The 15,157-nt window shown below is 60.4% G+C and carries 10 protein-coding genes and 1 other RNA gene; 10 read left to right on the forward strand and 1 reads right to left on the reverse strand.

Annotation, left to right across the window (positions count from 1 at the left end; translation table 11 throughout):
- Positions 1 to 149: 149 nt before the first annotated feature.
- The 6 genes from IEQ42_RS13630 to ffs all read left to right on the forward strand — a co-directional run bounded on the left by IEQ42_RS13630 (position 150) and on the right by ffs (position 9,504).
- On the forward strand, positions 150 to 809 hold the full coding sequence (locus IEQ42_RS13630; protein ID WP_042558520.1) for a GntR family transcriptional regulator: 660 nt from the start codon (positions 150 to 152) through the stop codon (positions 807 to 809).
- A 2-nt stretch (positions 810 to 811) separates the two neighbouring features.
- Positions 812 to 4,300, forward strand: coding sequence for a chromosome segregation protein SMC (gene smc / locus IEQ42_RS13635; protein ID WP_210703856.1), 3,489 nt, complete (start codon positions 812 to 814; stop codon positions 4,298 to 4,300).
- 260 nt (positions 4,301 to 4,560) lie between these two features.
- Entirely contained in the window at positions 4,561 to 5,421 is an 861-nt protein-coding gene (gene zipA, locus IEQ42_RS13640) for a cell division protein ZipA (protein ID WP_210703857.1), read from the forward strand.
- 86 nt (positions 5,422 to 5,507) lie between these two features.
- Positions 5,508 to 7,865 carry an NAD-dependent DNA ligase LigA gene (ligA, locus tag IEQ42_RS13645; RefSeq protein WP_210703858.1) on the forward strand — a complete coding sequence of 786 codons (2,358 nt, stop codon included), beginning with the start codon at positions 5,508 to 5,510 and terminating at the stop codon, positions 7,863 to 7,865.
- Between the two features lie 187 nt (positions 7,866 to 8,052).
- Positions 8,053 to 9,219 carry a zinc-binding metallopeptidase family protein gene (locus IEQ42_RS13650; protein WP_210703859.1) on the forward strand — a complete coding sequence of 389 codons (1,167 nt, stop codon included), beginning with the start codon at positions 8,053 to 8,055 and terminating at the stop codon, positions 9,217 to 9,219.
- Positions 9,220 to 9,407: 188 nt separating this feature from the next.
- Positions 9,408 to 9,504: signal recognition particle sRNA small type (ffs, locus tag IEQ42_RS13655), an RNA gene on the forward strand.
- A 209-nt stretch (positions 9,505 to 9,713) separates the two neighbouring features.
- Here the strand turns inward: ffs and IEQ42_RS13660 are convergent.
- Positions 9,714 to 10,463 (reverse strand): substrate-binding periplasmic protein, encoded by a 750-nt coding sequence (locus IEQ42_RS13660; protein ID WP_210703860.1) that lies wholly within the window; start codon positions 10,461 to 10,463, stop codon positions 9,714 to 9,716.
- 145 nt (positions 10,464 to 10,608) lie between these two features.
- Between IEQ42_RS13660 and dnaX the strand changes: the two genes are divergently transcribed.
- From dnaX to recR, 4 genes are all read left to right on the forward strand, one after another.
- Positions 10,609 to 12,696 (forward strand): DNA polymerase III subunit gamma/tau, encoded by a 2,088-nt coding sequence (dnaX, locus tag IEQ42_RS13665; RefSeq protein ID WP_210703861.1) that lies wholly within the window; start codon positions 10,609 to 10,611, stop codon positions 12,694 to 12,696.
- 68 nt (positions 12,697 to 12,764) lie between these two features.
- The gene (locus IEQ42_RS13670; RefSeq protein ID WP_042558527.1) at positions 12,765 to 13,103 is read left to right on the forward strand and encodes a YbaB/EbfC family nucleoid-associated protein; all 339 of its coding nucleotides are present in this window, start codon (positions 12,765 to 12,767) and stop codon (positions 13,101 to 13,103) included.
- 291 nt (positions 13,104 to 13,394) lie between these two features.
- Entirely contained in the window at positions 13,395 to 14,429 is a 1,035-nt protein-coding gene (locus tag IEQ42_RS13675; RefSeq protein WP_210703862.1) for an NADP-dependent oxidoreductase, read from the forward strand.
- A gap of 66 nt (positions 14,430 to 14,495) precedes the next feature.
- On the forward strand, positions 14,496 to 15,098 hold the full coding sequence (gene recR / locus IEQ42_RS13680; RefSeq protein ID WP_042558529.1) for a recombination mediator RecR: 603 nt from the start codon (positions 14,496 to 14,498) through the stop codon (positions 15,096 to 15,098).
- Positions 15,099 to 15,157: the final 59 nt, after the last annotated feature.

Raw genomic sequence — 15,157 nt, forward strand, 5'->3', positions numbered from 1 at the left:
CAACCTGTCTATTCAGTATTGACCCTCATCGAGTCCCCTGCCTTTTTGCGGGAATCGTGCCAAAAACCGCTGAGTGGGCACTCCGCCATGACCTTGCATTTGCGCTACACTGCGCCGCTTGTGCAGATCGATAGAATTTGAAGGACACCATGACGTTCAAGGCCCCGGACAGCCTCGCCGAGCAAATCGCTCACCACCTCGCCGAACGCATCATTCGTGGCGAAATGAAGCCGGGAGAGCGCATCCAGGAACAAAAGGTCACGCTGGCGCTCAACGTCAGCCGCGGTTCGGTCCGCGAAGCCTTGCTGATCCTCGAACGTCGCCACCTGATCGCGATCCTGCCACGCCGTGGCGCGCACGTTACCGAACTGACGGCGCACAAGGTGCAGAGCCTGTGCACGCTGATGAGCGAGCTGTACATCCTGCTCGGCAATTCGGTGGCCAATGGCTGGCAGGTCCAGTCGGACATGGCGCCGTTCGTGCAGATCCAGCAGCGCCTGACCGCCAGCTACGAGCGTCAGGACATCCGCACGTTCGTCGATGACAGTTTCAACGTCATGCGCGCCGCCTATCCGTTCGCCAACAACCCGTACCTGCAAGAAACTGTCGAGAACCTGCAGCCGGCCATGAGCCGCGCGTACTTCCTCGCCCTCGAACAGCGCAAGGCCGAAATGAGTGAGTTCCTCGAACTGTTCGAGCGCTTGCTGGCTGCCGTGCTCGCCCGTGACTTGCCGCAGATCCGCATCGTGCTGACGGCTTACGCCCAGCGCAGCTGCGATCTGGTGGTGTCTGCCCTGACGGTTGCCTAAGCGTGCGGCTCAAGTGCATCAAACTGGCGGGATTCAAATCCTTCGTCGACCCGACCACGGTGAACTTCCCCAGTAACATGGCGGCGGTCGTCGGACCGAACGGTTGCGGCAAGTCGAACATCATCGACGCCGTACGCTGGGTGATGGGCGAAAGTTCGGCGAAAAACCTGCGTGGCGAGTCGATGACCGACGTCATCTTCAACGGTTCGACCAGCCGCAAGCCGGTGAGCCAGGCGAGTATCGAACTGGTGTTCGACAACTCCGACGGCACGCTGCTGGGCGAATACGCGGCTTACGCGGAGATTTCCATTCGCCGCAAAGTGACCCGCGACAGCCAGACCACCTATTACCTCAACGGCACCAAATGCCGTCGCCGTGACATCACCGATATCTTTCTCGGCACCGGTCTGGGCCCGCGCAGCTACTCGATCATCGAGCAGGGGATGATCTCCAAGCTGATCGAGTCCAAGCCTGAAGACCTGCGTAACTTCATCGAAGAAGCGGCGGGCATCTCCAAGTACAAGGAGCGCCGGCGCGAGACCGAAAACCGCATCCGCCGCACCCACGAAAACCTCGCCCGTCTGACCGACCTGCGCGATGAGCTCGAACGTCAGCTCGAACGCTTGCACCGCCAGGCCGAGGCCGCCAGGAAGTATCAGGAATTCAAAGCCGAGGAGCGTCAGCTCAAGGCGCAACTGTCGGCCCTGCGCTGGCAGGATCTGAACGATCAGGTGGGCCAGCGCGAGTCGATCATCGGCACTCAGGAAATCAGTTTCGAAGCGCTGGTCGCCGAGCAACGTAACGCCGATGCGGCGATTGAACGCTTGCGCGACGGGCATCACGACCTGTCCGAGCGCTTCAATCTGGTGCAGGGGCGCTTCTATTCGGTCGGCGGTGACATCGCCCGCGTCGAGCAGAGCATCCAGCACGGCCAGCAACGTTTGCGTCAGTTGCAGGACGACTTGAAAGAAGCCGAGCGCGCGCGTCTGGAAACCGAGTCGCATCTGGGCCACGACCGCACGTTGCTGCTGACCCTCGGCGAAGAGCTGGACATGCTCACCCCCGAGCAGGAAATCACCAGCGCTGCCGCCGAAGAAGCCGCCGCTGCACTCGAAGATTCCGAAAGCGTCATGCACGGCTGGCAGGAGCAGTGGGACGCCTTCAACCTCACTGCTGCCGAACCGCGGCGTCAGGCGGAAGTGCAGCAGTCGCGCATTCAGCAGCTCGAAACCAGCATGGAGCGCTTGGCCGATCGGCAAAAGCGCCTCGGCGAAGAGCGTGCGTTGCTCTCGGCGGACCCCGAAGACGCGGCGATCATGGAGCTCAACGAGCAGCTCGCCGAGTCCGAAGCGACCCTTGAAGATTTGCAGACCAGCGAAGAAGCCCAAGTCGAAAAGCTTGAGCAACTGCGTCAGGAACTCCAGCAAGCGCTGACCGCGCAGCAACAGGCGCAGGGCGATTTGCAGCGCCTCAATGGTCGCCTGGCCTCCCTTGAAGCCTTGCAGCAAGCGGCGCTCGATCCGGGCACCGGCACCGCTGAATGGCTGAAGGAACACAACCTCGCCGAGCGCCCGCGTCTGGCTGAAGGCCTGAAGGTCGAGGCCGGTTGGGAACTGGCGGTAGAAACCGTGCTCGGCGCCGATCTGCAAGCGGTGCTGGTCGATGATTTCAGCGGCTTCGATCTGTCCGGTTTTACTCAGGGCGATTTGCGCCTGCTCAGCCCTGGCACCGACGGCGTTCGGGTCGCGGGCAGTCTGCTGGACAAAGTCGAGGCGCAGATCGATCTGTCGCCGTGGCTCGGTCAGGTCAAACCGGTCGACAGTCTGGAGCAGGCATTGGCCCTGCGCGGCCAGTTGGGCGCCGGGCAGAGCGTCATCAGCCGCGACGGCTATTGGGTCGGCCGGCACTTTCTGCGCGTACGACGGGCCAGTGAAGCGGAAAGCGGCATGCTCGCCCGTGGCCAGGAAATCGAAGCGTTGCATCTTGAACGCGAAGAGCGTGAAGCCACGGTCGAAGCCATGGAAAACCGTTTGCAAACCCTGCGCGCGCAGCAGCGTCAGCAGGAAAACGGTCGTGAGCATCTGCGTCGTTTGCTGCAAGACGAAGCGCGTCAGCAAGGTGAGCTGAAAGCGCAATTGTCCGCCGGTAAAGCCAAGGCCGAACAGCTGACATTGCGTCGTACTCGTCTGGATGAAGAGCTGGTCGAACTCGGCGAACAACGTGCGCTGGAGCACGAACATATCGGCGAAGCGCGCATGCACTTGCAGGAAGCCCTCGATGCGATGGCGCTGGACACCGAGCAGCGCGAGTTGCTGCTGGCCCAGCGCGACAGCCTGCGCGAACGCCTCGACCGCGTGCGTCAGGAAGCGCGGCAGCACAAGGATCATGCGCACCAACTGGCCGTGCGTCTCGGCTCGCTGCGCGCGCAGCACGACTCCACGCGCCAGGCGTTGGAACGTCTGGAAATGCAGTCCGAGCGTCTGACCGAAAAGCGTGAACAGTTGAGCCTGAATCTGGAGGAGGGCGAAGCACCGCTGGAAGAACTGCGCCTGAAACTCGAAGAGCTGCTCGACAAGCGCATGACCGTCGATGAGGAACTCAAGACTGCGCAGATCGCGCTCGAAGATGCCGACCGCGAACTGCGCGACGCTGAAAAACGCCGCACGCAGGCCGAGCAGCAATCGCAACTGATCCGTGGCCAGCTCGAACAGCAGCGCATGGAGTGGCAGGCCCTGACCGTGCGCCGCAAGGCCTTGCAGGATCAACTGCTCGAAGACGGCTACGATCTCAACGGCGTGCTCGCCACATTGACTGCGCAAGCCAGTGAACGCGAAGCCGAAGAAGAACTCGAACGGATCAACGCGCGGATTCAGCGTCTGGGCGCGATCAACCTCGCGGCCATCGACGAATACACGCAACAATCCGAGCGTAAACGTTATCTGGATGCGCAGGACGCCGATCTGGTCGAAGCGCTGGAAACTCTGGAAAACGTCATCCGCAAGATCGACAAGGAAACCCGTAACCGTTTCAAAGATACCTTTGATCAGATCAATGGCGGATTACAGGCGCTTTTCCCAAAAGTTTTTGGTGGTGGGCGCGCGTATTTGGAACTGACGGGCGAAGATCTACTCGATACAGGGGTGACGATCATGGCGCAGCCGCCAGGGAAGAAGAACAGCACCATCCATTTGCTCTCCGGCGGGGAAAAAGCCCTGACCGCGCTGGCACTGGTTTTTGCGATCTTCAAGTTGAACCCGGCGCCGTTCTGCATGCTCGATGAGGTTGACGCGCCGCTGGATGACGCTAACGTTGGACGCTATGCACGCTTGGTCAAAGAGATGTCGCAGACCGTGCAGTTCATCTATATCACCCACAACAAGATCGCCATGGAAATGGCCGAACAGTTGATGGGCGTAACGATGCATGAACCGGGTTGTTCGCGACTGGTAGCGGTGGATGTCGAGGAGGCGATGGCGATGGTGGATGCCTGATTCGGCATCTTGTGGGAAAGGTATTAGGGGGGCTGTAGGACTTTATTACCGGACTCGACTTGCTGGCCAATCGACATATTCGCGCAAGCCGATGAGACAGACGGTGTAAAGTTGTCTATGGTCGTGCTAGTTTAATGTCAATTTTTCGTATACGTGGGCAAAACGCCTGTCAGAACATAGAGTTGGCGCCACGTTTTAAAGCGGTTTGCACAGTGTAAACCCCTTATTTTTCAGCATTTTTTATAGAGGCACGGGATTACATGGAAATCGGTCTGCGCGAGTGGCTGATCGTCATCGGCATCATTGTGATAGCCGGTATTCTTTTCGATGGCTGGCGCCGTATGCGCGGCGGCAAGGGAAAACTGAAATTCCGTCTTGATCGAAGTTTGTCCAACCTGCCGGACGAGGACTCCAGCCCTGAGCTGTTGGGCCCGGCCCGCGTATTGGACACACACAAGGAACCGCAACTGGACGAGCACGATCTGCCGTCGGTTAGCATGCCGGCCCGCGAAGCACGCGAGCCTCGCGAATCCGGCGCCAAACGTGGCAAGCGCGGCAGCAACGGTCCGGCCCAGGGCGACCTGAACCTCGATCTGGATCTGGACGGCGGTCCGAGCTTCAGCAGCCGTGACGACTTCTTGGAAGACGCCAAGCCAGCGCCTGCTGCGGTCGAAAAGGATCAACCGCAAGCCGAAGAAGTCCTGGTGATCAGTGTGATCTGCCGTGACGCCGCCGGCTTCAAAGGCCCGGCGCTGTTGCAGAACATTCTGGAAAGCGGGCTGCGTTTTGGCGAGATGGATATTTTCCACCGCCACGAAAGCATGGCCGGCAATGGTGAAGTGCTGTTCTCCATGGCCAACGCGGTCAAGCCGGGCATCTTTGATCTGGACGACATCGACCATTTCAGCACCCCGGCGGTGAGCTTCTTCCTCGGTCTGCCAGGTCCGCGTCATCCGAAGCAAGCCTTCGACGTGATGGTGGCCGCAGCCCGCAAGCTGTCGCAGGAATTGAACGGCGAGCTGAAAGATGACCAGCGTAGCGTTCTGACCGCGCAGACCATCGAGCACTACCGTCAGCGCATCGTCGAATTCGAGCGCCGCGCCCTGACCCACAAGCGTTGATTCCAAAGATTGCCTCGTTATCCGGGGCAATCAGCAATATAGATTGAGCAGCCTCGGCTGCTCTTTTGCTTTATGAGAGAACACCCATGACCGCCGCCAAAAACCGCATTCTAGAGCTGCGCGCTGAACTCGATCAGCACAACTACCGTTATCACGTCCTCGACGAACCGAGCATTCCGGACGCCGAGTACGACCGGTTGTTTCATGAGCTCAAGGCGCTGGAAGCGGCCAACCCCGACCTGATCACCAGCGACTCGCCCACCCAGCGCGTCGGCAGCGTGGCGCTCACCGCGTTCACGCAGGTACGTCACGAAGTGCCGATGCTCAGCCTCGGCAACGCATTTGAAGAAACCGATATGCGCGAGTTCGACCGTCGGGTGACCGAGGGTCTGGACCTGCCTGCCGGTGATCTGTTCGGCGGCAGTTCGGTGGTGGAATACAGCTGCGAGCCGAAGCTCGATGGCCTGGCGGTCAGCCTGCTGTATCAAAATGGCGTGCTGGTGCGCGGCGCCACGCGCGGTGACGGCACCACCGGCGAAGACATCAGCGTCAACGTGCGCACGGTGCGCAATATTCCACTGAAGCTGCACGGCGAAGGCTGGCCGGCGACCCTGGAAGTGCGCGGCGAAGTGTTCATGTCCAAGGCCGGTTTCGAGCGGCTCAACGCTTCGCAACTGGAAGTCGGCGGCAAGACCTTCGCCAATCCGCGTAACGCGGCGGCCGGCAGTCTGCGTCAGCTCGACTCAAAGATCACCGCCAACCGTCCGCTGGAATTCTGCTGCTACGGCATCGGTCAGGTCTCTCACGATATTTCCGACACGCACATCGGCAACCTCAAGCAGTTGCAGAAGTGGGGCATGCCGATCAGTCATGAACTGAAACTGGCCAAGGGCATTGGCGAGTGCCTGGATTACTACCGCGACATCGGCGCACGGCGTAACTCGCTGACCTACGAAATCGACGGTGTGGTGTTCAAGGTCAACAGCATTGCCGATCAGCGTGAGCTGGGCTTCCGCGCTCGCGAACCACGTTGGGCGATCGCGCATAAATTCCCGGCAATGGAAGAGCTCACCGAGTTGCTCGACGTGGAATTCCAGGTTGGCCGCACCGGTGCCGTTACCCCGGTCGCACGTTTGAAACCAGTCAAGGTTGCCGGCGTCACCGTGGCCAATGCCACGCTGCACAACATGGATGAAGTCGCACGACTGGGCCTGATGATCGGCGACACCGTGATCATCCGTCGCGCCGGTGACGTGATTCCGCAAGTGGTGCAAGTGGTCACCGAGCGCCGTCCGGAAAATGCACGGCCGGTAGCGATCCCGGAAAACTGCCCTGTCTGTGGTTCGCACGTCGAGCGCACGCAACTGATCAAGCGCAGCAAAGGCAAGGAAACCGTCAGCGAGGGCGCGGTGTATCGCTGCGTCGGGCGACTGGCCTGTGGCGCGCAACTGAAGCAGGCGATCATCCACTTCGTCTCGCGTCGTGCGATGGACATCGAAGGCCTGGGCGACAAGAGCGTTGAGCAATTGGTCGACGAAGGTCTGGTCAGTTCGCCAGCGGATCTTTACGCACTGAAGTTCGATGACATCGTTGATCTGGAAGGCTTCGCCGAGATCTCCAGCAACAAATTGCTGACAGCCATTGCCGACAGCAAGCAGCCGGGGCTGGCGCGCTTCATCTATGCGCTGGGCATTCCCGATGTCGGCGAAGAGACCGCCAAGGTGCTCGCGCGCTCGCTCGGTTCGCTGGAGCGCGTGCAGCAGGCTTTGCCGCAAGTGTTGACCTACCTGCCGGATGTTGGTCTGGAAGTGGCACACGAGATTCACAGTTTCTTTGAGGACGCGCATAACCAGCAGGTGATCAGCGAATTGCTGGGCCATGGTCTGCAGATTCAGGATCAGGGCGAGCTGGGGGCCGAGTTTGCCGCCAGCACCACGCTCGGTGGCTTTCTCGACAAGCTGCACATCCCCTCGGTCGGCCCGGGCGGGGCGCAAAAACTGGCGGACAAGTTCGGCTCGCTGGAAGCGGTGATGAACGCCGACTGGCTGGACATGCGCCAGGCGTTGCCGGAGAAGCAGGCGAATTCGGTTCGCGAGTTTTTTGCAGTGCCGCAGCATCGTCAGCTTGCCTTGGACGCCGAGAAACAGCTGCGTGATTTCGGCATGCATTGGGAGAGCGAGAAGAAAGTCGTCGAAGGCTTGCCGCTGTCCGGCGAGACCTGGGTGCTGACCGGCAAGGTCGAGTTGATGAGTCGCGATGTGGCTAAAGATCACCTTGAGAGCCTGGGCGCGAAAGTGGCTGGTTCCGTTTCGGCGAAAACCCATTGCGTGGTCGCAGGCCCGGGTGCAGGGTCCAAGCTGACCAAGGCCAATGAGCTGGGCGTGAAAGTGATGGACGAAGAAACCTTTATCGCCTTCCTCAAAACCCACGGAGTCGCCGTTTAAGATCAAAAGATCGCAGCCTGCGGCAGCTCCTACGGGATGAGTGTTGTGCCACGCTGATGTGGATGCGCATTGATCCTCTGTAGGAGCTGCCGCAGGCTGCGATCTTTTGATTTATCCCCAGCAAAGCGCGGGAACGATGTTGTCATGGGAATGATCTAGTCTTGGCAAGCCCCAGGGAGAGATCGCCATGTACCGCTTTTTCGAGCAGCTCAGTTCTCGCATCGTCGCGCCGTTCATGGCCGAGTCTTCACGCAACAGTAAAGTCTGGCCGTGCCGCTGCGGTCAGTCGCTGTTCTTTCGCAACAGCCAGTGTCTGGCCTGCAACGCCTTGCTCGGTTATCAACCCGAAGAAAGTCGCCTGACCTCGCTGCAACCTGGATCGCAGGAGGGCACCTGGACACTCGACGCCGACCCTGATGCCGGCCTGTTCCGCCGCTGCGCCAACCTCGACACCGCCGCAGCCTGCAACTGGCTGCTGCCGTTCAACGGTCGCGACGAACTGTGTATCGCCTGTAGTCTCAATCGCACCATCCCCGACCTGTCCGTTCCGGAAAACCCCGAGCGCTGGCGCAAGGTCGAAATCGCGAAGCGTCGCTTGGTCGCGCAACTGATCACCCTCGGTCTGCAGGTCATCCCGAAAACCGTGGATGAGGACGCCGGGCTGGCCTTCGACTTCATCGGCGTTGACCTAGAAGGCAATGCGCCCATGACCGGCCACGCCAACGGCTTGATAACCCTGGACATCAAAGAAGCCGACGACGCCCACCGCGAGCAGGTGAGGGCGCAGATGCACGAGCCGTATCGCACGCTGCTCGGGCATTTTCGTCATGAGGTCGGGCATTACTACTGGGATCGGCTGATCGCCAACGGCCCGTGGCTCGACTCTTTTCGCAACCTGTTCGGCGACGAGCGCGCCAGCTACGCCGAGGCGCTCGACCGCCACTATCAGCAGGGCGCGCCGCTGGACTGGCCGCAGCACTACGTCAGCGCCTACGCGACCATGCACCCATGGGAAGACTGGGCGGAAACCTGGGCGCATTACCTGCACATGATGGACGCGGTCGACACCGCGCTGGGTTTCGGCATGAGCGCGCGGGAGATGGATTTCGATTACCAGCCTTTTCCGAGCAGTACGTTGTACGACCCGGAACACCCGGGTGGTGAGGCGTTCCTGTCATTCGTCAACGCGTGGATCGAACTGGCAGGCATGCTCAATGAGCTGTCTCGCAGCATGGGGCAGCCGGATTTCTATCCGTTCGTGCTGCCGGCGCCGGCGATTGCCAAGCTGCATTTCATTCATCTGGTCATCCAGCAGGCGGGCGGCAGGGCGGACGACGTTCTTCAGGCGCAATAAAGTCAAAAGAGCGCAGCCTTCGGCAGCTCCTGCAGGGGTATGCGCCTCATGTAGGAGCTGCCGAAGGCTGCGATCTTTATGTCCTTGAACAGGCTCGTATTTTTTTATCCGTCCGAACGGTTGTAACTTCGTCTCAGATAGGTACAATGGCGCGGCTCGCCGATAGGCAAGCGTCGTTATGGTGATCCCATCGGTCCCCCCGCAACGATTACCCGTGAACCTGGTCAGATCCGGAAGGAAGCAGCCACAACGGGAACATTGTGTGCCGGGGTGTGGCTGGTGGGGTCACCACCTTAACGAACAATCGAACGCTCCAACCGAACTGCATGGGTTTCGCCCACTGCGGTTTTTTTGTGCCTGGGATTTAGCAAATCAGCACTAATTTCAATGTTGACGATGACCCTGTGGGAGCTGGCTTGCCAGCGATAGCGGTGGTCCAGATTCATCTATTTGACTGATATTCCGCCATCGCTGGCAAGCCAGCTCCCACAGGTTTAGTGGGTGTTTTCGGGTTTGCCGGTGTAAAGCCGAATAATCTCATCAATCTCCCCCGACATTTTCATCCGCAGCAGCGTGCGCAATATCCTCTGCACTGGCACGTTCGGATCATTCCTCACATAGCAACCGACATGCTGCTCCTGCAACACCGCCACGCCGTGCAGCTGCTGTTCGATGGGCAGACGCTGGTTGAACCAGTCCAGTGTCCATTGGTTGCTCACGGCGTAGCGATAACGCCCGGCCAGCAGTTTTTCCAGCACCTGTTCCTGATTGCGCGCATCTTCGCGTTGCAGTTGATCGGCATCGAACAGCGGTTGCAGGGTAGGGTAGGTGTAACCGAGTACGGTGCCTATCGATTGGCGGGGCAGGTCAGCCGGGTCGAGTGTGTTCGGCAAACCCTGGCGGCTGATCAGCAAATCACGCTGAAACAGCAGCGGGATACTCCAGATGTAATCGCCGGACTGATTCGGCAGCCACGATTGTGCGGCGTAGCAACGCACATCAATTTCGCCTTGTTCCATCGAGCTCTGCACCCGCGTGCGCGGCAGGACGGCAAACTGCGCTGGCACGCCGACCTGGGTGGCCAGGCTGAGCATGATGTCGTAAAGGATGCCCTGAGTCGGGCGGCCGCGTTCCAGTTGCACAATGGGCATCGCCCAGCTGTCGGGCACGACGAAACGCAGCGGTGTTTCCGCTGCGGTGACGCTCAGGCTCACCCCTAGCATTGCCCCCACGGCCCAACGCATAAACGCTCCGGTAATTCCCGATCCCGAGCCGATAAAAGCCTCTGCTCATGCAGCTTAGCCATATTAGAGAAGGACACCGGATGCAATTTTGCCCTTGCTCCGCTAGCATTAGCCGCTTCAGCTTCCTTCGTTGCGACGGTTTTCGATGAGTTATCAGGTTCTTGCACGTAAATGGCGTCCGCGCTCGTTCCGCGAAATGGTCGGCCAGACCCATGTGCTCAAGGCTCTGATCAATGCCTTGGACAGCCAGCGGCTGCACCACGCGTACCTGTTTACCGGTACGCGCGGGGTGGGTAAAACCACGATTGCGCGGATCATTGCCAAATGCCTGAACTGTGAGACAGGTATCACTTCCAGCCCGTGTGGCGAATGTTCGGTGTGCCGCGAAATCGATGAGGGCCGTTTTGTCGACCTGATCGAGATCGACGCCGCCAGCCGCACCAAGGTCGAAGACACCCGCGAGCTGCTCGATAACGTGCAGTACGCGCCGAGCCGTGGGCGCTTCAAGGTCTACCTGATCGACGAAGTGCACATGCTCTCCAGCCATTCCTTCAATGCGCTGCTCAAAACCCTCGAAGAACCGCCGCCGTACGTCAAGTTCATCCTGGCGACAACCGACCCGCAGAAACTTCCGGCAACGATTCTTTCGCGCTGCCTGCAGTTCTCGCTGAAGAACATGACGCCTGAGCGCGTGGTCGAGCATTTGACCCACGTGCTCAGTGCCGAAAACGTGCCGTTCGAAGACGATGCGCTGTGGTTGCTGGGGCGTGCCGCTGACGGCTCGATGCGTGATGCCATGAGCCTGACCGACCAAGCCATTGCGTTCGGCGAAGGCAAGGTTATGGCCGCCGACGTGCGGGCGATGCTCGGCACGCTGGATCACGGCCAGGTCTATGACGTGCTGCACTCGTTGATCGAAGGCGATGCCAAGGCGTTGCTCGAAGCTGTCCGGCACCTGGCCGAGCAGGGCCCGGACTGGAACGGCGTGCTCTCGGAAATTCTCAATGTGCTGCACCGGGTGGCCATCGCTCAGGCGTTGCCGGACGGTGTCGACAACGGTCATGGCGACCGTGATCGGGTGTTGGCATTGGCGCAGGCGTTGCCGGCCGAAGACGTGCAGTTTTATTACCAGATGGGCCTGATCGGGCGCCGCGATTTACCGCTGGCCCCCGACCCGCGTGGCGGCTTCGAAATGGTCTTGCTGCGAATGTTGGCCTTCAGGCCCGCGGACACGGCGGACGCGCCGAGGCAACCGCTAAAGCCAGTGGGGATCAGCCAGGCCACAGTTGATTCCGCAAACTCCGTGGCTGCCGCGCCCAAGCCTGACGTTGCGCCGGTGGTCGCTGCGGCTGTTGCGCCAACGCCAGTGGCTGCACCTGCACCTGCGCCAGTCTCCGCCCCGGCTCCCGAGCCTGTGGTTGCAGCTGAGCCGGAACCCGAGCCCGAGCCAGTCGCTGTCGAAGCCGTCGTCGACCTGCCCTGGAACGATCCGGTAGAACCTGAGCCCGAGTCGGTGCAGCAACCTGCCGTCGAGCCCATGCTGGAAACCGCCGCCGAGCAGCCTGACCTGCCGCCGATGCCGCTACCGACCCCGGACAGCGTCGTTCCGGATGCGCCGGAGTGGGCCGCGGCGCCGATCCCTGAGCCGAGTGTTGCCGAAGTCGATGCCGCCACACCGGGCATGGACGCGGACGATGAGCCGCCGCTTGACGAAGATTACATCGAGCCGGACATCGATTCGGCCTACAGCTACCTTGACGAACTGGCCAGCGAACACACCGCAGAGCCTGCCCCGGAACCCGAACCGGAGCCCGCCGCGATGCCGGCCACAGGTTTGGCGTTGCAGTGGCTCGAGTTGTTCCCTAAATTGCCGATCTCCGGCATGACCGGCAGCATCGCCGCCAACTGCACATTGATCGCGGTCGATGGCGACCACTGGTTGCTGCACCTGGACCCGGCGCACAGCGCCTTGTTCAACGCCACTCAACAGCGTCGTCTCAACGATGCGTTGAACCAGTACCATGGCCGCACGCTGGACCTGACCATCGAACTGATCAAGCCTGAGCAGGAAACCCCGGCACAGGCTGCCTCGCGTCGGCGCGTCAACCGTCAGCGCGAAGCTGAAGAATCGATCCACGGTGATCCGTTCATCCAGCAGATGGTTCAGCAGTTCGGCGCGGTCGTGCGAAGCGATACTATTGAACCTGTCGACGCTCTAGTTACTCAGGGCTAATAACTGAAGGCGTTCGGTGTTAATCGCCGGGCGCTGTTTTTGATCCAAGTACTTTTGAGGTGATTCCCATGATGAAAGGTGGCATGGCCGGCCTGATGAAGCAGGCGCAGCAGATGCAGGAAAAAATGGCCAAGATGCAGGAAGAACTGGCCAACGCCGAAGTCACCGGTAAAGCCGGCGGCGATATGGTCACCGTGGTGATGACCGGTCGTCACGACGTGAAAAGCGTGAGCATCGACCCAAGTCTGGTTGAAGGCCTGAGCGAAGACGACAAGGAAATGCTCGAGGCCGTTGTTGCCGCCGCCGTCAACGACGCCGTGCGCAAGATCGAAGCCAACAGCCAGGAAAAAATGGGCGGCATGACTGCCGGCATGAACCTGCCAGCGGGTATGAAACTGCCATTCTGATTCGCCATCCGGCGGCAGATGAGCTACACAAAATGCCAGGCATTGCGCCTGGCATTTTTGTTTCTGGCTGATTTCAGCGTCTGTCACAAATCTTTGCCAGGCCAGGCTCCTGTAGGAGCTGTCGAGTGAAACGAGGCTGCGATCTTTTGATTCTGACTTTTAAAATCAAAAGATCGCAGCGTGCCGCAGCTCCTGCATGGATAGTGTGCAGCGACGAAACATCGAACCCGTCACGGCCACAATGGTCTGCTCCCTATACCGCCGAATTCATCATTCACAGGAGACGCTGACATGTCCGACCCTCTGACCCTCAACCAGCGCTTTGTGCTGGCCTCGCGCCCGGTTGGCGCGCCGACCCCCGAAAACTTTCGCCTGGAGCGAGAAGCCCTGCCGGATCTCGAAGACGGCCAGGTGCTGCTGAAGACCCTGTACCTGTCGCTCGATCCCTACATGCGCGGGCGCATGAGTGACGCACCGTCCTACGCCGCCCCGGTACAAATCGGCGAGGTGATGACCGGTGGGGCTGTCAGCCGAGTCGAGCGTTCGCGTCATCCGAAATTCCATGAAGGTGATCTGGTCGTCGGTGCCACCGGGTGGCAAAGCCACAGCCTCAGCGACGGGCGCGACATCATGCCGATCCCTTCGGGTCTGCCGAGCCCGTCGATGGCCCTGGGGGTGCTGGGCATGCCCGGTATGACCGCGTACATGGGCCTGATGGATATCGGGCAGCCGAAACAAGGCGAAACCCTGGTGGTGGCTGCCGCATCCGGCGCTGTAGGCTCGGTGGTCGGGCAGGTGGCGAAGATCAAAGGTCTGCGCACGGTCGGCGTGGCGGGTGGCGCCGAGAAGTGCAAATACGTGGTCGAGGAATTGGGCTTCGACGCTTGCATCGATCACAAGGCTGCCGATTTCGCCGAGCAACTGGCCAAGGCCTGTCCCGATGGCATCGACATCTATTACGAAAACGTTGGCGGGCATGTCTTTGACGCCGTCGTCCCGCTGCTCAATCCCAAGGCGCGCATTCCGCTGTGCGGCCTGATTGCCGGTTACAACGCCCACGAAGCACCGCAAGGCCCGGATCGTTTGCCGATGCTGCAACGCACGTTGCTGACCAAGCGTGTGCGGATTCAAGGCTTCATCGTGTTCGATGACTACGGTGATCGTCAGCCGGAGTTCATCAGCCACATGGTGCCGTGGGTGCGCGACGGCAAGGTCAAATTCCGTGAAGACGTGGTGGAAGGCCTGGAGCAGGCGCCCGAGGCATTTATCGGTCTGCTGGAAGGACGCAACTTCGGCAAACTGGTCGTGCGGGTTGCCCAGGACTGAGTATTTGACGCTGGCCAGAGGCGCGGGTATAAACCGCGTCTCGTTGTTTTGTCGGACTTTTTACCCATGAGCTTCAGCCCTTTGATTCGCCAACTGATCGACTCCCTGCGAATTCTGCCGGGTGTGGGTCAGAAAACTGCCCAGCGCATGGCGCTGCAGTTGCTCGAACGTGACCGCAGCGGCGGTGCGCGCCTGGCCCAGGCGCTGAGCCAGGCCATGGAAGGGGTGGGGCATTGCCGCCAGTGCCGCACGTTGACCGAAGACGATCTGTGCCCGCAGTGCGCCGATACCCGCCGCGACGACACGTTGCTGTGCGTGGTGGAAGGACCGATGGATGTTTACGCGGTCGAGCAAACCGGATTCCGTGGGCGTTACTTCGTGCTCAAGGGGCATTTGTCGCCGCTGGACGGCCTCGGGCCTGAGGCCATCGGCATTCCGCAATTGATCGCGCGGATTGAAGAAGCGGGCACGTTTACCGAAGTCATCCTCGCCACAAACCCGACGGTTGAGGGCGAGGCGACGGCGCATTACATCGCTCAGTTGCTTAACAACAAAGGCCTGATCGCTTCGCGGATTGCCCACGGGGTGCCGCTGGGTGGCGAGCTGGAACTGGTGGACGGCGGGACGCTGGCGCATTCGTTTGCCGGGCGTAAACCGATCGCTCTCTGAAAAAAGCAAAAGATCGCAGCCTCCGGCAGCTCCTACAGTTGAAATGGATTCCCCTGTAG

Origin of the sequence: Pseudomonas iridis, assembly GCF_017980685.1 — a bacterium.
Classification (GTDB): domain Bacteria; phylum Pseudomonadota; class Gammaproteobacteria; order Pseudomonadales; family Pseudomonadaceae; genus Aquipseudomonas; species Aquipseudomonas iridis.